The following is an 18209-nucleotide window of genomic DNA, read 5'->3' on the forward strand; positions in this document are numbered from 1 at the left end:
AGTCGTGCTCATCGAGGGGACTCCGTCGTCGAGGGGACCCGGCCGGTGACCCGGCCGAGGAGGGCGGGCGGGTCCTCGACCGACGCGCCGCGCCAGGCGACGTGCTGGTCGGGCCGGACGAGGACCAGTCCGGCGCCGTAGAGGCCGCGCAGCCGGGGCAGCGAGCCCAGGTGCGCCACGGTCAGCGGGACGCCGGCCCGCGCCGCCTCCTCGGCCAGCCCGGCGGTGTCGGCCTGCGGGTCGAGCTGCAGCAGGGTGAAGCCGTCGCCGAGCAGGTCGTAGACCGAGCGCCCGTCGGGCAGCCAGGTGTGCGGCAGCCGCGCGCCCGGGTGCGCCGAGGGCGTGTAGGCGACGACGTCGGCGTCCGGGGCGGGCGAGCCGTCGGGGACGACGACCGGCGAGTCCGGGTAGTCGTAGCCGAGGACCAGACCGAGGCTGTGGAACTCGGGGTCCTTCACCTGCAGCGCGTCGGCGAGCCGTGCCCGCAGCGCGACCCCGGCCGGGCCGTCGTCGTCGAGGTCGCCGGTGGCGAAGGACGGCGCGAGGAACGCCTCCTGGTCGCCGGCGGCGGCGGTGGTCCGCAGGGCGACCGGACGGCGCTCGGCCTCGTAGCTGTCGAGCAGGGACGGCGGCGCCCAGCCCTGCAGCACGGCGGCGAGCTTCCAGGCGATGTTGACCGCGTCGCCGACGCACGTGTTGAACCCGTGCCCGCCCCACGGCGGGTTGAGGTGTGCGGCGTCGCCGACGAGGAGGACCCGCTGCCCGCGGTAGCGGTCGACCAGGAGCATCCGCGCCGACCACGGGTCGGTGGCCAGGACGTCGACGTCGACGTCGGCACCGACGAAGTCGTGCACCAGCGCGACCGGGTCGACGCCGGCGTCCTGCGGCCCGACGCCCTGCACGATCAGCCACCACGTGCCGTCGAGGTCCAGGCGGCCCATGAGGCCACCGCGCTCGGCGCCGATGACCCAGTAGTGGACGCCGAGGGCACACAGCGGCCGCTCGTCGAGGGCCCGCGACCGGAAGGTGATCGAGAGGTTGGGCAGCGCGCCGGAGGATCCCTCGTAGCGCGCGCCGATCGCCGGCCGGGTGATGCTCGTGGCACCGTCGGCACCGAGCAGGAAGTCGGCGGTGACCTCGGACCGCTCGCCGTCCGGGCCCTCCACCACGGCACGGACCTCGTCCGGCCCGTCGGTGACCGACACGACCCGCGAGCCGATCAGCAGCGTGACCGTCGGCTGCTCGGCGGCCGCCTCGCGCAGGACCTCCTCGACCAGCGACTGCGGCGCCTGCTGCCCGGACTCGGCCGCGATCTCCCGGGGCGTCGTCCAGAGCCCGAAGGCGTTCGGGAAGCGGGTGATCTCGTGCCCGAGCAGGCCGGTGCAGAAGACGACGTCCTGGGCGTGCGAGACCGGCAGCGGCGCGGCGGCGCGCAGCCGGTCGGCCAGCCCCCAGCGGCGCAGGTGCTCCATCGTGCGGACGCTGGTGGTCTTGGCGCGCGGGCGCAGCGGGTCGAGCTCGGTGCGCGGCTCGACGACGAGCACCTCGACGCCGCGGCGGCCGAGCTCGATCGCGGCGGCCAGGCCGCTGGGGCCGCCGCCGGCGACGAGCACCGGGACGCGGGCGGGCACAGTGGTCATCGCGGATCTCCTGTCGTGGGCAGCGCTCGACGCGCGAGCGGGTGGTGCGGGGGAGCGGCGCTCCCGGCCGACGGCACCCGCTCGACCCGGGTGGGGCTCCGGGGAGCGCACGTCCAGCATCGGTGGCGGCGGTCACCCGGTCGTAGCCCACTGCCATTGACCGGAACACCGGAACGGAGCCGTCTCAGGCGGTCCCCGCCCGCTCCTGCCACTGCCGGACCCAGGCCCGCCCGTAGTCGTTGCCGTGCGGGGTGCGCAGGACGGTGTGGATGTGGAAGGGCTTGGGGGTGTCGTAGTCGAGGAAGACCCCGCAGTGGTGGTCGAGCTCGGCGATGAGCACCGGGGACTGCAGCCGGTAGTAGAAGACGTCGCCGGGCTGCGAGCCGCCGATCCAGGAGAACCAGGTCTCGTCGAGGTGCGCCTCGATCTCCCGCATGCGTGCCGCCCGCGGGCCGGCGGGCAGCAGCCGGTCGGCGGTCTCGGCGATCTGCAGGGCCAGCCGTCGGGCCGGCTCGGGCAGGTCGACGACGCGGACACCCTCGGCCGCGATGACCCGGTTGTCCTGGAAGGCGCCGGCCAGGTGTCGCTCGTCGCCGGGGTGCACCCGGCCCTCGGGCATGGCCGGGTCGACCATCTGCGCGTAGACGGTGGCCTGCCGGCGCTGCTCGTCGGTCAGGGCGGCCATCAGCGCGGTGCCGAGCTCGATGCGGTCGGCGAACGGCCCGGTCAGGCCGGCGTGCGGGCCGGCGTCGATCTCGTCGGGCTCGGCGCCGAGGAACACCGGGGAGAGGGCCATGCGGCCCTCGACGACCAGGCAGTTGACCGCGCAGTGGTGGCCGTAGAGCTGCCAGCCCCACGGCGCCCGCGGGTCGGGCGTGCCGTAGAGGGCGATGTTGTAGCTCCACTCGCCGAGCACGGTGGGCAGGTCGACGACGTCGCCGAGGAAGCCGTTGATGAGCATCATCGCGTGCGCGAGCTCGAACCCCTCCGGACTCAGCGACGCCCGGACCAGGGCCAGCGCCTTCTCCCGGACCTCCGGCGGCTGGAACTCCAGCCGCAGGCCGGTGTCGAACTGCATGAACTCCGGATTGGCCCAGGTCTGCCACTCGACGGCGTCCACGGCGAAGCAGACCCGGGCCCGGTCGGCCTCGGAGAGGGCGGCCAGCAGGTCCTCGGCGGCGGCGACCATGGCCGCGACCGGGGCCTCCTCGCCGGGCTCGGCCGGGGTCAGCGGGTACAGCCCGTCGCGCAGGGTGCCGTTCTCGGTGACGCCGCGGAACTCGTTGCGGTACAGGGGGGTCCAGCCCTCCACCAGGCCACCGGTGAAGGTGCCCGGCGTCCGGGCGTGCTCGCGGTAGGCGTAGGGATCCAGGCCGCGGACGTCGGCCAGCCGCGGGTGGTCGTGCGGGAACAGGTACTCGCGGAACTCGCCGGACACGCTCAGGCCTTCCGGTACTCGTTGCCGACCACGGTGGTGCGCAGCACGCCGAGGCGCTCGACCTCGACCTCGACGGTGTCGCCGGGCTGCAGCAGCCACGGGGGCGTGCGGGCGTAGCCGACCCCGGAGGGGGTGCCGGTGGCCAGCAGGTCACCCGGGCGCAGGGTGAAGGTGCGCGAGATCAGCGAGAGGGTGTCGCCGACGGTGTAGACTATCTCGTCGGTGCGGCCGTCCTGCACGGTCTCGCCGTTGACCCGGGTCTGCACCCGCAGGCCGTCGCGCAGGTCGCCGACCTCGGCCGCGGGCACGATCGGGCCGAGCGGGCCGGACCGGTCGCCGTTCTTGCCGAGGATCCACTGCGACGTGAGCTTCTGCGCCCGGCGGGCGGTGAGGTCGTTGAAGGTCGAGTAGCCGACGACGGCGGCCAGCGCCTCCTCCGGCGTGGCGTCGACGAGGGGCGACCCGACGTAGGCCATCACCTCGCCCTCCCAGTCCAGCCCGTCCTCGTCCGGCGGCACCGGCACCTCGGCGCCGTCCACGGTCAGGGAGGCGGTCCAGCGGGCGAACAGCGTCGGGTACGGCGGCAGGTCCTCCTCGCGGAACGAGCCCTCGGCCACGTGCTTGAGGTAGTTCAGCCCGATGCAGACCACCCGGGCGCCGGGCAGCACCGGCGGCACGACCTCGACGTCCGCCACCGGCAGGGGCTCGCCCGACGGCTGGGCGGCGAGGTGCCCGGCGGCGTCGGCCCAGAACTCCTCCAGCGGCGCCAGGACGGTCACCGCGGTGCCGTCCTCGGACAGGGCGGCGACCTCGACGCCGCCGTCCCGGCGGATGCCGACGATCCTCATGGCTGTTCTCCCTCGGAGGTCAGGTGGTGCTGCAGGAAGGCGATCGTCCGGTCCGCCGCGTCGCGGGCGGCGTCCGGGGCACCGAGCCACATGTGGTCGGCGCCGGGGTAGGTGTGCAGCTCGACGTCGGCGCCGGCCGCGCGCAGTGCACCGGCCAGCCGCTCGCTCTGCACGCAGGGGATGAGCCGGTCGGCCTCCCCGTGCAGCAGCAGGGACGGCGGCGCCGCGGCCGAGACGTGCGTGACGGGGCTGGCCTGGGCGGCGATGTCCGGAACGGTGACCGCGGGCGCGCCCAGCAGCTGGGCCTCGCGGGTCGCGGGGTCCGTCGGATCGGCGCCGGCGTCGGAGGGGAGCCCGGCCAGGTCGGTCGGCGGGTACCAGGCGGCGACGGCGGCCACCGCCGAGGACGGGCCGGTGAGGCCGAGCTCGCCCTCCAGGAGTGCATCGCCCGCGGTGAGCCCGAGCAGGACGGCGAGGTGGCCGCCCGCGGACTCGCCCCAGGCCGCGACGCGGTCGCCGTCGACGCCGAGCTCGCCGGCGCGGGCGCGCAGCCAGCGGACGGCGGCCTTGGCGTCGTGCAGCTGCGCCGGCCAGACCGCCTCACCGGAGAGCCGGTAGTCGACGCTGGCCACCGCGATCCCGGCCGCGGCCACCTGCTCGAAGAGCGTGCTCCCGGGGAAGGCGGGGCCGGCCGCGCGGCGGCTGCCCAGGCGCCAGCCGCCGCCGTGCAGGAACACCACGACGGGGGCCGGTCCGCCGGCCGGCAGGTGGAGGTCCAGCTCCAGCGGGCGGATCCCGGGGATCGCGGCGTACGGGAGCCCGAGGAGGACGGGGGTGCCGCCCGGGCCGGGGACGGGCCGGGGGAGCGGCGCGGCGTGCGCGGGCGGCGGGAGGGGGAAGGCAGGGGCGGGCACGGAACTCCTCGCGGGGGGACCGAGGCATAGGAAGCAATGCCCACGTCAGAGGCTGCGGAGACGTGGGTGTTGCTTCCTATGCCGGGGGAGGGCTCAGGCGGCTACTGGGCGTCGTCCCACCGGTGGTCCGGCATGAACTGCATGTTGTGCTGCTGGGCGGCGGCCTGCATCCGGGGGAAGTCCGGGATGAACGGCGGCTGGTCCTTGGTGGCGGAGTCGGTCGTGGTGCCCATGTGCTGGAAGAACCGCTCGAAGCCGCCGGAGAGGGTGCCCATCATCCGGGCGTCCTCGACGATCTGGTAGGCGTGCGCGAAGCCGGCCGGCACGTAGCCGAAGTCACCCGGGGCGAGCAGCTCGGACTGCTTCTTCCCCTCGGCGTCCTCGAAGAACAGCCGGACCTTGCCCGCGATGACGTAGAAGGTCTCGTGGGTGGCGTTGTGCGAGTGGGTCGGGATCACGTCGCCGGCGGGGGAGTCGGCAGTGATGATGCCGAACTGGCCCTCGGTCTCGTCGCCGGAGAGCAGCACGGTGAACAGGTCCCGGAACAGCATCGAGGTCTCGCCCTCGCCGCGGCGCAGCACGTAGGGCTTCGGCTCGCCGGGGAGCACACCCGCCCACTGCGGGCCGTTCGCGGGGTCGATCAGGTACTCGAAGCTCATGCGTGCTCCCGGGTCGGGTCGGCGGTGACCGCCCGAGCATCGGTGACGGCGGTCACCGCACCCCACCTCCGTGCCATTGAGCGGCAGATCTTCAGGCCGGGACGCGGTCGCGCGCCGGCGAGGACGCCGGTCCTCCGCGATCGGCGGGGTGGATCGGCGCCGGCACTCCCCGCCCGGGGAGGGGCAGCCGTGGCGGGGTCTCGACGTGGCGCCCGCCACGGCCGCGTCCGCGAGGATCGCCCGTGCGGCCCAGCTCTCCCCAGCGTGCTGCCATTGAACGGCAGGAGAGCTATCCCGGCAGCCCGATGGCGCGCCGCGCGCCCAGCCCCCGGGAGATGGAGCGGGCGGCGGTCCGGACGGCGGGGCCCAGCAGGCGCGGCTCGGCGTTCTCCTGCGGGACCACGACCGACAGGGCCGCGGCGATCCGGTCGTCGGCACCGAACACCGGCGCGGCCACGCTGACCAGCGGCTGCGGGGCGCGGCGCCGGAAGGTGGCCAGGCCCTCCCGGCGCACCTCGGCGAGCGTCCGGCGCAGCGCGGCAGGGGAGACTGCCACCCTTTCCGGCTCGTGGACCAGGGGCCGACCCAGCACGTCCTCCTGGAAGGACTGCTCGGCGAAGGCGAGCAGGACCAGCCCCACCCCGGTCGAGTGCAGGGGGAGCCGTCCGCCGACGCGGTAGAGCACGGGCATCGCCTGGTGCGCGGACAGCCGCTCGACGAGCAGCCCGTCGTAGCCGTCCCGGACGGCCAGCAGCACGTGCTGCCGGGTGACCTCCTCGAGATCGCCCATGAACGGCAGTGCCACCTGCTTGAGCCCCTGCCCCCGCGGCGCCAGCGCGGCGACCTCCCACAGCCGCAGGCCGATGGTGAACCGGCCGTCCGTCCCGCGCTCCAGGGCACCCCAGGCCTGCAGCCGGGTGGCCAGCCGCAGCGCCGAGCTGGTCGGGATGCCGCTGCGCCGGCTCAGCTCCCCGAGGGTCAGCGACCGGTGCCCGGCGTCGAACGCGGCCAGCAGCGAGAACGCCCGGTCGACGACCGGGTCGCCCTGCGGCGGCCGGTGGCCACGGACGCGAGCGGGAGCGGGATCGGTCACCGGGAGGACGTCCGCTCGGAACGGTTGAGGTGAACACCACACTCGTTTGCCATTGAGCGGCATTGTGCCCGACGTCGCTGTGACGCCCACCGCATCGCTGCCGTCCAGCGGGCGCAGGGGCCCGCACGGCCGCCGGTCGGCCGCCCACGACCCCTCGTGCGATCGAGGCCGAGGAGCCGGGATGGACGAATCGATTCGCTCTCCCGCGTCCCGGACGCACCGGAGGAAAGGTCCCGGAGAGGCCGCACCTGTACCCCGTCGGCGACCTCTGGTACCTGCTGATCGCCGAGGGCGGCACCGAGCGGGGCACGCCGTCACCATTGCCCGCGGCCCCTCGCCCTCCGGGCCGTTCGAGCCCTGCCCGGAGAACCCGCTGCTCACCGGGCGGCACCGACTCGCCGGTGCAGAACACCGGCCACGCCGACCTCGTGCAGCGACCCGACGGCAGCTGGGTGGTCGACGGCTGGCCGAGGCTGCTCGCTGACCGCCCGCGACCCCGACCCGGCGTCGGACGACCTCGCGTTCGTGGGCCGCCGGCAGGAGCACCTGTCCGCCGGGGCCCGCGCGGTCGTCGTGGCCCGGGAGGGGGCGGCCGGCGGGCTGTCGCTGCGCATCGACGCCTGCCACCACCTCGACCTGGCGGTCGAGGGCGACCGGGTGCGCGCGGTGGCCCAGGTCGGAGCCCTGCGCTCGGTGCTCGGCGAGGCGCCGGTGGCCGCGGGTCAGGACGTCGTCCTGGAGATTCGCACCGCCCCGGGGGAGGGACACTTCTCCTCCACCGCGCTCGCGTCCGACCTGCTCCTCGCCGGGGTCGTCGGCCCGGACGGCGGGTTCACCGAGCTCGGCCGGCTGGACGGCAGGTACGTGTCCACCGAGGTCGCGGGCGGCATGACCGGCCGGCTGGCCGGCGTCTGGTGCTCGGCCGGAGCGCTGCTCGTCCGGTCGTTCACCTACACCGGCGCGGACGACTCCGCAGCCATCGACGAGGATCGGTCCGCGTGAGCACCGACCCCGCCGCCCTGCCCCTCGAGCGCAAGGCCGCCCTGCTCTCCGGCCACGACTTCTGGTCGACCGAGCCGGTGGCGGAGATCCCGTCGGTGGTGCTGACCGACGGGCCGCACGGCGTGCGCCGGCAGGCCGGCGACTTCGACACCATCGGCCTGCACCGCAACCTGCCCTCCACCTGCTTCCCGCCGGCCGTGGCGGTCGCCTCGAGCTGGGACGCCTCGGTCGCCGAGCGGGTCGGGACGGCGATCGGGGTGGAGGCGCGGGCGCTGGGCGTGCACGTGGTGCTCGGGCCGGGTGTGAACATCAAGCGGTCCCCGCTGTGCGGCCGGAACTTCGAGTACTACTCGGAGGACCCGCTGCTGGCCGGCGTGCTGGGGGCGGCGCACGTCCGCGGCCAGCAGGCACAGGGCGTCGGCGCCTCGGTGAAGCACTTCGCGGCCAACAACCAGGAGACCGACCGGATGCGGGTCAGCGCCGACGTCGACGAGCGCACCCTCCGCGAGATCTACCTGCCCGCTTTCGAGCGGGTGGTCACCGAGGCGCGGCCGGCGACGGTGATGTGCGCCTACAACAAGGTCAACGGCGTCTACGCCTCGCAGAACCGGTGGCTGCTCACCGAACTGCTCCGCGAGGAGTGGGGCTTCGAGGGCGTCGTCGTCTCCGACTGGGGCGCGGTCGACGACCGGGTCGCCGCCCTCGCGGCCGGCCTGGACCTGCAGATGCCCGGCGACCGGGGTGCCGGCGACCGCCGGGTGGTCGAGGCGGTGCGGGCGGGGGAGCTCGACGAGGCGTACGTCGACGCGAGCGCCCGGCGGGTGGCCGCACTGGCCGGCCTGGGAACCGGTCCCGGCGACGGGTTCGACGTCGAGGCGCACCACGCGCTGGCCCGCGAGCTGGCCCTCGGGTGCGCCGTCCTTCTCCGCAACGAGCGCGGCACGCTGCCGCTGGCACGGGACACCCGGGTCGCCGTCGTCGGGGAGTTCGCCCGGACGCCGCGCTTCCAGGGCGGCGGCAGCTCGAACGTGCACGCCACCCGGGTCGACGTCGCGCTGGACGCCGTCCGAGCGCTGGCCGGTGCCCCGGTGCCGTTCGCCCCCGGCTTCCCCCTCGACGGCCCGGGGGACGCGGCGGCGCTCCGCGAGGAGGCGGTCGCGCTGGCCCGGGACGCCGAGGTCGCGGTGGTGTTCGCCGGGCTGGGCGAGGCCGAGGAGTCCGAGGGCTTCGACCGGGAGTCCCTCGACCTGCCGGCGGTCCAGGTCGAGCTGATCCGGGCGGTGGCCGCGGTCGCGCCGCGGACGGTCGTCGTCCTGTCCCACGGCGGGGTCGTCTCGCTCGAGGGGTGGCACGACGAGGTGGACGCCGTCCTCGACGGGTTCCTGCTCGGGCAGGGCGGCGGCGCCGCGCTCGCCGACCTGCTCTACGGCGTCGTCTCGCCGTCCGGGCACCTCGCCGAGACGATCCCGCTGCGGCTGGGCGACGTCCCCAGCTCGGTGGACTTCCCGGGGGAGCAGGGGCACGTCCGCTACGGCGAGGGCGTGCTGGTCGGCTACCGCGGGTTCACGACGCTCGACCGGCCGGTCCGCTACGCCTTCGGCCACGGGCTGACCTACACGACCGTCGAGACGACCGACCTGCAGGCGGTGGGAACCGGCGACGACACCGCGACGGTCTCGGTGACCGTGGCCAACACCGGCAACCGCGCCGTCCGGCACGTCGTGCAGCTGTACGTCGGCACCACCGCCGGGCCGGTCCGCCGTCCGGCCCGCGAGCTGCGGGCGTTCACCAAGGTGGCCCTCGAGCCGGGGGAGCGGCGGACGGTCACCCTCGACCTGGACCGCCGGGCGTTCGCCTACTGGGACACGCGCGAGGGCGCATGGGTGGTCGCGCCCGGCGACTACACGGTGCAGGTCGGGGCCAGCGCGGTCGACGTCCTCGCCGAGGCCCCGCTGACGCTGGCCGGCGACGACCTGGTGCCCGCGCTGACCCTCGAGTCGGCGGTCGGGGAGTGGCTCACCCACCCGGTGGTCGGGCCCGTCGTCGCAGAGCGGTTCCCGGTGTGGCTGCCGCACCTGCCGCCGCCGGCGACGTCCGAGGGGCACCTCGTGCTGCAGATGCTGGGCTCCATGCCCATGCGCCGGTTCGTCTCCGACCTGGGTGCCACCGTCCCGGCCGGGGAGCTGGAGGGGCTCGTGGCGCGGGCGGCCGCGGCCCGGGCCGAGCGGGTGGGCTGAGGTGCCGCGCTACGTCGCGCTCGGCAGCTCGTTCGCCTCAGGTCCGGGCGTCGACCCGGTCCTCGACGCCGGCTGCGGCCGGTCGGCGCGCAACTACGCCCAGCTGACGGTGCAGCGCCTGGGCCTCGACCTCCTGGACGCCTCGTGCGGCGGAGCCACGGTCGCCGACGTGGTGAGCGCCGCGCAGCTGCTGCTCGACGGCAGCAGCGTGCCGCCGCAGCTGGACGCCGTGGACGCCGCCGCCGACCTCGTCACCGTGACCGCCGGCGGCAACGACGTCGAGTACCTGCTGACCCTGCTGCGCTGCTCGTACCGGGTCGCCCCCGAGGCCGCGCCGCGGGCGTCGCGGGCGTTCTTCGGCCTGCCGGTCGACCGCGCCGCCGTGTCCCGCGCGCTCGACGGCCTGCCGGCCTCCCTCGCCGGGATGGTCGACGCCGTCCGCGACCGGGCGCCGCGGGCGCGCGTCGTCCTGGTGGACTACCTGACCGTCCTGCCCGGCACCGGCGGCGGCTGCGCGGCGCTCCCCATGGCGGACGACGACCTCGCGTTCTGCCGCGACCTCGCTCGCCGGCTCGAGGCGGCCACGGCCCGGACCGCGGAGGAGAGCGGCGCGGAGCTGCTCGCGGCGTCCGCCCTGAGCCGCGACCACTCCGTCTGCGCCGCCGAGCCGTGGGTCACCGGCTGGGAGTTCGGCGACGTGCTCGCCGGCGGGGTGGCCCCGTACCACCCCAACGCCGCCGGGATGCGTGCGGTGGCCGACGCACTCGTCGACCACCTGCGCCGGTGAGGCGGGCACGGCGCGGGGTCAGCCGGCGCACGGTCCAGCCGGTACGTCGTCAGCCGGCCGGCTGCGAGATGTTGACCATCCAGACGATCCCGAACCGGTCCACGCACATGCCGAACTCGTCGCCCCACATCTGCTTCTCCAGCGGCATGGTGATCTGTCCGCCGTCGGCGAGCCCGGCGAAGTAGCCGCGCAGCTCGGCGGCGTCGTCGCCGCTGAGGCTGATCGAGATGTTCGTGCCGACGGTGTGGTCCATGCCGGGGGGCGCGTCGGACACCATCAGGGTGTACCCGGCCGGCGTCTCGAGCTGCCCGTGCATGATCTTGTCGGCGTCGGCACCCTCGGCCATGCCCGACTCGCCGTAGGTGTTCACGGCGAGCTCGCCGCCGAAGACCTCCCGGTAGAACTCGACGGCCTGGCGGGCCGAGCCCGTGAAGCTGATGTACGGGTTGAGACGAGAAGTCACGACACTGTCCTCCCTGTGGCTGGGGTGCGGGCGCTCACCGTAGTGGGGGTGGTGGTCGAGAGGGGCTCCGTCCATCACCGCGCGGCCGGCCGTGGCTCGGGTTCTCCACGGGCAGAGCGTGCTGGTCAGCGGGCAGTGGGGTCCGGCCGTGGCGACGCTCCTGCTCCACCGTCCGTACGACGGCGGTGGCATGCTGCGTCGACTGCGCGTGGACCTGGACGGCCGCGAGGTGGCAGCTCTGAAGCAGGGCGAGTCCGTCGCGGTCCCGGTTCCGGTCGGGACGCACTCCGTCGTGGACCGGATGGACTGGACGAGCAGCCCCGCTCTTCTCGGCTGTCTGGAACATGATCCGGCGGCCGCGCAGTGCGCTCCGCATCCAGCGGCGGTAGCGACGACGGCCGCGCAGCGCCGGTGGTACAGCGCCAGTAACCACCGCCCTGCGGGGCCCGAAGCCTCGGCGGGCAGGATCGCGACCGCCCGCCCCGACCCCCGGAGGAACCGTGACCGTCGTCCCGCCGCCGCTGGAGCACCTGCTGCACCTCGAGGTCAGCGTCGACCCGCCGATCGAGATCGGCCCGACCCCCGCCGGTCTGCGGCGGGTCATCCCGATCACCGGGGGCACGGTCTCAGGGCCGCTGCTGACCGGGCGGGTGCTGCCCGGCGGCGCCGACTTCCAGGTCATACGCACCGAGACCGAGACCGTCGCCGAGGCCCGGTACGTCATCGAGACCGACCAGGGCGAGCGGGTGTACGTCGAGAACACCGGGCTGCGCACCGGGTCGGCCGAGGACATCGCCCGGCTGCGCCAGGACCTGCCGGTCGACCCCGCGCACATCTACTTCCGCTCCACCCCGCGGTTCGAGACGACGGCGCCGCGGCTGGCCGTGCTGACCTCGCACGTCTTCGTCGGTTCCGGGGCGCGGCACCCCGCCGGCGTGGTGTTCGACTTCTTCCGCGTCGGGTGAGTCAGGCCGGCAGCGGGGTCGGCGCGTAGGCCAGCAGCCGCCACGGGCCGCCGGCGCGGGTCCACACCGCGAGCGCCAGGTTGTCGATCGTCTTCGGGACGCCGTCGACGTCGACGTCCGCGGTCATCCGGCCGACCACGACCGCGCAGTCGCCGGCGACCTCGACCCGCACGACCGGGTGCTCGGCCCGCCGGTAGACGTAGTACCGCGACCGCAGCTTGCCCAGGTACTCCTCCCGCGTGTCGCGAACGCCGCTGGAGTGCGTGTAGCTGAGCTCGGGTGCGAGCAGCGCCTCCAGCGTGTCGAGGTCGCCCTCGACCATCGCCTCGTAGCGGCGCTCCTCCGCCGCGAGGACCGCCGCCACGTCGTCGTCCCTGCCGGTCATGGCCCCATCGTGGCCGCAGCCGGCCGCGCCGGCAGCGTCGCCGTCCGTGGACCGGAGGGTCTAGCTTCCGCCGGGTGGACGGCGAGGTGCGGGCCGGCCCGCGGGAGCGGGCGCCGGACGAGAGCGGCTGGTTCCGCCAGCCGCCGCCCTGGCTGCGGCGTGGGGTGGTGTTCGCGCTCGTCGCGCTGGCCGGCTACCAGGTCGCGGTGTGGGCCTTCAGCAACCTGCGCGGCTTCCTCGGCCTGCTGTTCCTCGCCTGGCTGTTCTCGATCAGCGTCGAGCCCCTGGTGGAGCGGCTCGAGTGGATCGGACTGCGGCGCGGCGCGGCCACCGGCCTGGTGCTGTTCGCCCTCGTCGCCGGGCTGGCCGGCTTCATCGCCGCCTTCGGCACCCTGCTGGTCGAGCAGCTCACCTCGCTGTTCACGGCGCTGCCCGACGTCGTCCGCGAGGTCGTCCTCTGGGTCAACAAGACCTTCGACGCCACCCTCGACCCCAGCGACATCGTGGCGTCCCTGCAGCTCACCCCGGCCCGGATCCAGCAGATCGTCTCCGACCTCACCCCGAGCGTGGTCGGTATCGTCACCACCCTCGTCGGGCTGGTCTTCCAGGTGCTGACCTTCCTGCTGTTCGCCTACTACATGTCGGCGGAGGGCCCGAAGCTGCGCACCACGGTCGCCCGGCGCTTCCCGCCCCGGCAGCAGCGGTTCATCACCACGGTGTGGGCGATCACGGTGGAGAAGACCGGTGGCTACGTCGTCTCCCGGCTGGTGCTGGCCGCGATCAGCTCGGTGGCCACCGGCCTGTTCCTGCTGCTGCTCGGCGTCCCCTACTGGCTGCCCCTGGCGCTGTGGACCGGCGTCATCTCGCAGTTCATCCCGACCATCGGCACGTACCTGGCGATCGCCGTCCCGGCGCTGATCGCGCTGTCGGGGCAGCCGATCGACGCCCTCTGGGTCGTGGTGTTCGGCGTGGTCTACCAGCAGGTCGAGAACTACCTGCTCGCCCCGCGGATCACCGCCCGCACGGTCTCGATCCACCCGGCGGTCGCCTTCGGCGCGGTGATCGCCGGTGCCGGGCTGTTCGGCCCCATGGGCGCCCTGGTCTCCATCCCGGTGGTCGCCGCCATCGAGGCGGTGATCGACACCTACGGCCACCGCTACGAGCTGGTGGCCCACGGGGAGGACGAGGACGAGGACGACGAGGACGTGGCGACGCCGGACGGGCCCGCCGATGAGTCCGCACCCGGCCCCCGGTCGGAGACGGCATGACCGACTCCACGCCCGACGAGACGCAGATCCGGGACCTGGTCACCCGCTGGGCGGCCGCGGTGCACGCCGGCGACCTGGCCGGCGTGCTCGCCGACCACGCCGACGACATCGTCATGTTCGACGTCCCGCCGCCCGACGACGGCGTCCGCGGGCTCGACGCCTACCGCGACACCTGGCCGCCGTTCTTCGAGTGGCAGCGGCAGGGCGCCACGTTCGAGGTGGTCGAGCTCGACGTCACCGCGGGGGACGACGTCGCCTGGGCGCACGCCCTGCTGCGCTGCGGCACTCCGGAGGAGCACGCCCAGGACCCCGCGCGGCGGCTGCGGCTGACGCTGGGCCTGCGCCGGGAGGGCGGCCGGTGGGTGGTCGCGCACGAGCACCACTCGTTCCCGCTGCCGTGAGGCCCCGGCCGCCGGGCGGCGGCCGGGGCGGCGGGGGGTCAGTGGCCCTCGGCCTTCTCCTTCTCGTAGCGCTCGGTCATCGTCGCGACCGCCTGCATCTGCTGGGCGGCGTAGTCCTCGCGCTTGCCTCCGGCGTACTCCTTCCAGTCCAGCGTCTGGCGCGCGTGGCTCACCTCGCCGCCCTGGAAGTGCGGCATGACGTGCTGGGCGATGAGTTCCCACGAGCGCTTCGTCGCCTGCGGGTTGGCCCACTCGTGGCCGAGCAGGAGCATGCAGCCGAACCCGCCCGACTGGTCCCACAGCCGCTGCACCTGGGCGCGGGCGTCCTCGACGGTCCCGATCGCGCCGATGCCGGCCTCGTTGATGAAGTCGATCATCTCCTTGGCGTCGCCGCCCTCGACGGCCATCTGCGGGAACGCCGCGGTCTTCTGGAAGTACCGGAACCAGGTCTCGATCCCGTACTGGACCTCGGCGTAGGCCTGCTCACGGGTCTCGGCGATGTGCATGAGCCCGACCAGCCGCCAGTCCCGGCGGGACACCTCCTGGCCGTAGTGCGCCGCCCGCTCCTGGACGACGTTCCAGTGGTGGGCGAGCGCGTCGAAGCCCTCCTTGGTCAGGGTGGCCCCGATCGACAACAGCCCGGCGCCGTGCCGGCCGGCCAGGCGCGGCCCGGTGGGGGAGGCCACCGCGGCGACCGCCACCTCGAAACGGGGCTGGGTGTAGGGCCGCAGGTGCAGCCGGGCGTTCACGAGGTTGTGCGTGCGGGTCTGCTCGGTCACCGTCTCCCCGCGCAGCAGCCGCATGATGATGTCGAGGTCGACCTCCATCAGCTCGCGGGTGTCGGTCGGGTTGAGCCCCAGCATCATCGAGTCGGTCGGCAGCGAGCCCGGGCCGCAGCCCAGCATCGCCCGGCCGCGGGTCAGGTGGTCCAGCAGCACCATCCGCTCGGCCACCCACAGCGGGTTGTGGTACGCGATCGAGGTGACGCCGGTGCCCAGCTTGATGTGCCGCGTCCGCTCCGCCGCCGCGGCGATGAAGATCTCCGGGGAGGCGATGATCTCGGTGCCGGCGGAGTGGTGCTCGCCGATCCAGGCCTCGTCGTAGCCAAGCCGGTCCAGGTGCTCGACCAGCTCCAGGTCCCGTTGCAGGGCCAGTGTCGGGTTCTCCCCGGCGGGGTGGAACGGGGCGAGGAACGTGCCGAAGCGCAGCCGGTCCATGGGGTCCTCCTCGGTGTCGGGCGGGGCCCGAAAGTAACCTGCGTCACACACCCTGCGGCACCCTCGCGAGCAAGCCGATGCGGTTCCGCGGGCGTACCGTGCGGGCACGACCGACCGAGGGACGCCGATGGCGCTGCTGCGCAGGATCGACGCCGCGCGCGGCGCGGTGGGGACGGCCGTCCGTCTCGCCGCCGCCGGCGCGGGGCTGGCCGCCGTCCCGGCCGTGCTCACCGCCGGGCTGCTCGCCGAGCCGGCCCGCGTCACCGCCCGGCTGGCCCGCGGCGCCGCGGGTGCCGCGGTCGGTGCCGGTGCCGCGGTCGCCGACTCCTCGCGCCACCTGGTCAAGACCGCGGCGGTGTCCGGTACGCGCGCGGTCGGCACCCTGCTCACCGGCGGCGACCCGATCCCCGACGGCCACATGCACTCCCTCGTCGACGCCGCCAAGGGCATGGTCGAGCCGCCCCAGCACCGGCACACCCGCCGCGTGTGGGCCGACCACGGGCACGTGCAGATCGAGGTCTGCGCCCCCTCCACCGAGGACCAGCCGGAGGTCCGGCACGCCCTGCGCCGCCAGCTCGAGCGGCTCGAGGGCGTCCAGTGGGCGACGGTCAACGAGGTCGTCGGCCGGGTCCTGGTCTCCGTCGACGAGCGCCGGGTCCGGGTCGAGGACGTCGTCGGTGCGGTGACCGCGATCGAACAGGCCCGCGGCGGGCGGCAGGTGTTCCCGCAGTCGATCGAGCACCCCGCGGACCTGGAGCCGCTGCTGGCCGCCGTCGCCGAGGCCGCGGTGGACACCGCCGCGATGGGCGTGGCCTTCCTCGGCAGGGCGCTGCCGGTGCCGGCGGTGTCGCGGCACGTCACCCTGGCCATCGCGCTGCTGGACAGCCAGCGCTGGGTCCGCTCGGGGCTGGAGTCCCGCGTCGGCACCATCGGCACCGACCTGATCTTCAGCGGCACCAGCGCGCTGCTGCACGCGCTGACCCAGAGCCCCACCATCCCCGCGCTCAACGCCGTCGCCGCGATCCAGCAGGCCCTGGAGATGCGGGCCCGGCGCCAGGTGTGGTGTCGCCGCGAACCGGAGCTGTGCGGCCCCGAGCCGGACGACGAGGCCGAGGCCCTCCTCCCGCCCGGCCCGCGCCCCGTGCCCCTGCGGGCCGGCCCGGTCGAGACCTACCGCGCCCGCCTCGAGCAGGTCGCGCTCGGCGCGTCCCTGGGCCTGATCCCGCTGACCGGCAGCCCGGGGCGCGCGGCCGACATGCTCAAGTCGCAGAACCCCAAGGCCGCCGGCCTGGGCCGGGAGTCCTTCGCCGCCACCCTCGACCTGCTCATGTGCCGGCGCGGCGTCCTCCCCATGGACGGCTCCGCCTATCGCCGGCTGGACCGGGTCGACACCGTCGTCGTCGACGGCGCCACCCTGTGCACCGGCCGGCCGGTGGTGATCGAGGCCTGCGCGTCCGCCGACGACTGGGACGACGCCGCGGTGTGGACCGCCGCCGTCCGCCTCCTGGGCGCCCGCGGCGGGACCGGTGACACCGGCGACGGTGCCGCGCCGGCGGCTGTGCGCCTGGGGCCGCCGCGCAGCGCACCGGGGGCCGAGGGCGGGGAGGTGCGCACGCTCCTGGCGGGCCGGCGGCGGGTCGGCGTGGTCACCGTGGCCCCGGAGCTCGACGCGCACGCGGAGGCGCTGCTGGCCACCGCGGCCGCCGCGGGCCACCGGCTGGTCCTCACCCCGCACGTCGGCACCCGCGAGATCGCCGGTGCCGCCGACGAGGTGGCGCCCGCCGACGAGCCGCTGGTGGAGACCGTCCGGCGGCTGCAGGCCGACGGGCGCGCCGTGCTGCTGGTGTCGGCCGTGGACGGGCCGGCGCTCATGGCCGCCGATGTCGCCGTCGCCCCGGTCGTCCCCGGCTGCGCCCCCGCCTGGGGCGCCGACCTGGTCACCCGCCCCGGCCTGGTGGACGCCTGCGCGCTGGTCGACGCGACCGTGCCGGCCCACGCGGTCAGCCGCCGCGCGGTGACCACCGCCGTCACCGGCAACGTGCTCGGCGGTCTGCTCGCCGCCGTCGGCAGCACCCGCTACGGCCAGGCCAAGGCGACCGCGCCGGGCAAGACCGCCAGCATCGCGGCCCTGCTCGACGGCGCCTGGACGGCGGTCCGTGTCGCCGGGCGGCCCGCGCCGCCGCCCGCGGTGCACACGCCGTGGCACGCGCTCGAGCCCGACGACGTCCTCGGCCGGGTGGCCGACCTGCCGGGGCAGGACGACGTCGGCCCGGGCCGCCTCGCCGGCGCCGCCCGCGTGGTGGGGGAGCTGGCGGTGGTCCGGCTGCCCGCCCGCTTCGTCCGCACCGTCGCCGCCGAGCTCGCCGACCCGCTCACCCCGGTCCTCGCGACCGGCGCCGCCGCCACCGCCGCCCTGGGGGAGAACACCGACGCGATCCTGGTCGCCGGCGTCACGGTGATGAACGCCCTGGTCAGCGGGCTCCAGCGGCTGCGCGCGGAGACGGCGCTGGAGGCGCTGCTGCTCGAGCAGGACGTCACCGTCCACCGCGAGGCCGACGGCGGGCAGGAGGACGTGCCGGGCGGCGCGCTGCGGGTCGGCGACGTCGTCCTGGTCGGCGCCGGGGACGTCGTCGCCGCCGACGCCCGCCTGCTGGAGGCCACCGACCTCGAGGTCGACGAGTCCAACCTCACCGGCGAGTCGCTCCCGGTGGCCAAGTCGGTGCCGGCCACACCCGGGGTCGACGTCGCCGACCGCACCTGCATGCTCTTCGACGGCACGACCGTGGTGGCCGGCAGCGGCCGCGCCGTCGTCGTCGCCGTCGGACCGGCCACCCAGGCGGGCCGGGCCACGCGCGCGGCCGGCGGCGCCGCGCCGCCGGCGGGCGTCCAGGC

Annotated in this window: 15 protein-coding genes and 1 pseudogene; 7 read left to right on the top strand and 9 right to left on the bottom strand. The window is 75.2% G+C overall.

Going from position 1 to position 18209, the window contains the following annotated elements:
• Window positions 1–8: 8 nt before the first annotated feature.
• The 6 genes from MY520_RS19430 to MY520_RS19455 all read right to left on the bottom strand — a co-directional run bounded on the left by MY520_RS19430 (window position 9) and on the right by MY520_RS19455 (window position 6592).
• Entirely contained in the window at window positions 9–1640 is a 1632-nt protein-coding gene (locus MY520_RS19430) for an FAD-dependent monooxygenase (RefSeq protein WP_436694210.1), read from the bottom strand.
• 184 nt (window positions 1641–1824) lie between these two features.
• A complete protein-coding gene (locus MY520_RS19435; RefSeq protein WP_436694211.1) occupies window positions 1825–3078 on the bottom strand; it encodes a DUF3500 domain-containing protein in 1254 nt (417 codons plus the stop codon).
• Window positions 3079–3080: 2 nt separating this feature from the next.
• Window positions 3081–3926, bottom strand: a complete 846-nt coding sequence (locus MY520_RS19440) for a fumarylacetoacetate hydrolase family protein (RefSeq protein ID WP_436694212.1) — start codon at window positions 3924–3926, stop codon at window positions 3081–3083.
• Window positions 3923–4840, bottom strand: coding sequence for an alpha/beta hydrolase fold domain-containing protein (locus tag MY520_RS19445; protein WP_436694213.1), 918 nt, complete (start codon window positions 4838–4840; stop codon window positions 3923–3925). Before MY520_RS19445 ends, MY520_RS19440 begins: the two co-directional genes overlap by 4 nt.
• Window positions 4841–4941: 101 nt before the next feature.
• Entirely contained in the window at window positions 4942–5499 is a 558-nt protein-coding gene (locus MY520_RS19450; RefSeq protein WP_436694214.1) for a quercetin 2,3-dioxygenase, read from the bottom strand.
• Window positions 5500–5788: 289 nt separating this feature from the next.
• Window positions 5789–6592, bottom strand: coding sequence for an IclR family transcriptional regulator (locus tag MY520_RS19455; protein ID WP_436694215.1), 804 nt, complete (start codon window positions 6590–6592; stop codon window positions 5789–5791).
• Window positions 6593–7117: 525 nt separating this feature from the next.
• Between MY520_RS19455 and MY520_RS19460 the strand changes: the two genes are divergently transcribed.
• The 3 genes from MY520_RS19460 to MY520_RS19470 are packed head-to-tail and all read left to right on the top strand — an operon-like array spanning window position 7118 to window position 10618.
• Entirely contained in the window at window positions 7118–7594 is a 477-nt protein-coding gene (locus MY520_RS19460) for a hypothetical protein (protein ID WP_436694216.1), read from the top strand.
• Complete coding sequence (locus MY520_RS19465; protein ID WP_436694217.1) at window positions 7591–9831, top strand: glycoside hydrolase family 3 C-terminal domain-containing protein; 2241 nt, start codon at window positions 7591–7593, stop codon at window positions 9829–9831. The genes MY520_RS19460 and MY520_RS19465 overlap by 4 nt, the downstream gene beginning before the upstream one ends.
• A gap of 1 nt (window position 9832) precedes the next feature.
• Window positions 9833–10618, top strand: coding sequence for an SGNH/GDSL hydrolase family protein (locus MY520_RS19470; RefSeq protein WP_436694218.1), 786 nt, complete (start codon window positions 9833–9835; stop codon window positions 10616–10618).
• 49 nt (window positions 10619–10667) lie between these two features.
• Here MY520_RS19470 and MY520_RS19475 read toward each other — a convergent pair whose 3' ends face one another.
• Window positions 10668–11081, bottom strand: a complete 414-nt coding sequence (locus tag MY520_RS19475; RefSeq protein ID WP_436694219.1) for a VOC family protein — start codon at window positions 11079–11081, stop codon at window positions 10668–10670.
• A 500-nt stretch (window positions 11082–11581) separates the two neighbouring features.
• Between MY520_RS19475 and MY520_RS19480 the strand changes: the two genes are divergently transcribed.
• On the top strand, window positions 11582–12046 hold the full coding sequence (locus tag MY520_RS19480) for a DUF3237 domain-containing protein (protein ID WP_436694220.1): 465 nt from the start codon (window positions 11582–11584) through the stop codon (window positions 12044–12046).
• Between the two features lies 1 nt (window position 12047).
• Here the strand turns inward: MY520_RS19480 and MY520_RS19485 are convergent, their stop codons facing one another.
• Entirely contained in the window at window positions 12048–12431 is a 384-nt protein-coding gene (locus MY520_RS19485; protein ID WP_436694221.1) for a nuclear transport factor 2 family protein, read from the bottom strand.
• Window positions 12432–12505: 74 nt separating this feature from the next.
• On the opposite strand from MY520_RS19485, the gene MY520_RS19490 reads away from it, so the two are divergent.
• Both MY520_RS19490 and MY520_RS19495 read left to right on the top strand, forming a co-directional pair.
• Complete coding sequence (locus MY520_RS19490; protein WP_436694222.1) at window positions 12506–13699, top strand: AI-2E family transporter; 1194 nt, start codon at window positions 12506–12508, stop codon at window positions 13697–13699.
• Window positions 13696–14100, top strand: coding sequence for a YybH family protein (locus MY520_RS19495; RefSeq protein ID WP_436694223.1), 405 nt, complete (start codon window positions 13696–13698; stop codon window positions 14098–14100). The genes MY520_RS19490 and MY520_RS19495 overlap by 4 nt, the downstream gene beginning before the upstream one ends.
• A 38-nt stretch (window positions 14101–14138) precedes the next feature.
• On the opposite strand, the gene MY520_RS19500 is transcribed toward MY520_RS19495, so the two are convergent.
• Window positions 14139–15317, bottom strand: coding sequence for an LLM class flavin-dependent oxidoreductase (locus tag MY520_RS19500; protein WP_436694224.1), 1179 nt, complete (start codon window positions 15315–15317; stop codon window positions 14139–14141).
• Between the two features lie 127 nt (window positions 15318–15444).
• On the opposite strand from MY520_RS19500, the pseudogene MY520_RS19505 reads away from it, so the two are divergent.
• Window positions 15445–18209 (top strand): annotated as a pseudogene (locus MY520_RS19505) (cation-translocating P-type ATPase); the annotation flags it as partial.

It is taken from the genome of Geodermatophilus sp. CPCC 205506, assembly GCF_051383635.1.
Classification (GTDB): domain Bacteria; phylum Actinomycetota; class Actinomycetes; order Mycobacteriales; family Geodermatophilaceae; genus Geodermatophilus.

Coding starts and splice junctions, on each gene's coding strand:
- MY520_RS19430 (WP_436694210.1), bottom strand. CDS start 1,640: ATGACCACTGTGCCCGCCCGCGTCCCGGTGCTCGTCGCCGGCGGCGGC.
- MY520_RS19440 (WP_436694212.1), bottom strand. CDS start 3,926: ATGAGGATCGTCGGCATCCGCCGGGACGGCGGCGTCGAGGTCGCCGCC.
- MY520_RS19450 (WP_436694214.1), bottom strand. CDS start 5,499: ATGAGCTTCGAGTACCTGATCGACCCCGCGAACGGCCCGCAGTGGGCG.
- MY520_RS19485 (WP_436694221.1), bottom strand. CDS start 12,431: ATGACCGGCAGGGACGACGACGTGGCGGCGGTCCTCGCGGCGGAGGAG.
- MY520_RS19495 (WP_436694223.1), top strand. CDS start 13,696: ATGACCGACTCCACGCCCGACGAGACGCAGATCCGGGACCTGGTCACC.
- MY520_RS19500 (WP_436694224.1), bottom strand. CDS start 15,317: ATGGACCGGCTGCGCTTCGGCACGTTCCTCGCCCCGTTCCACCCCGCC.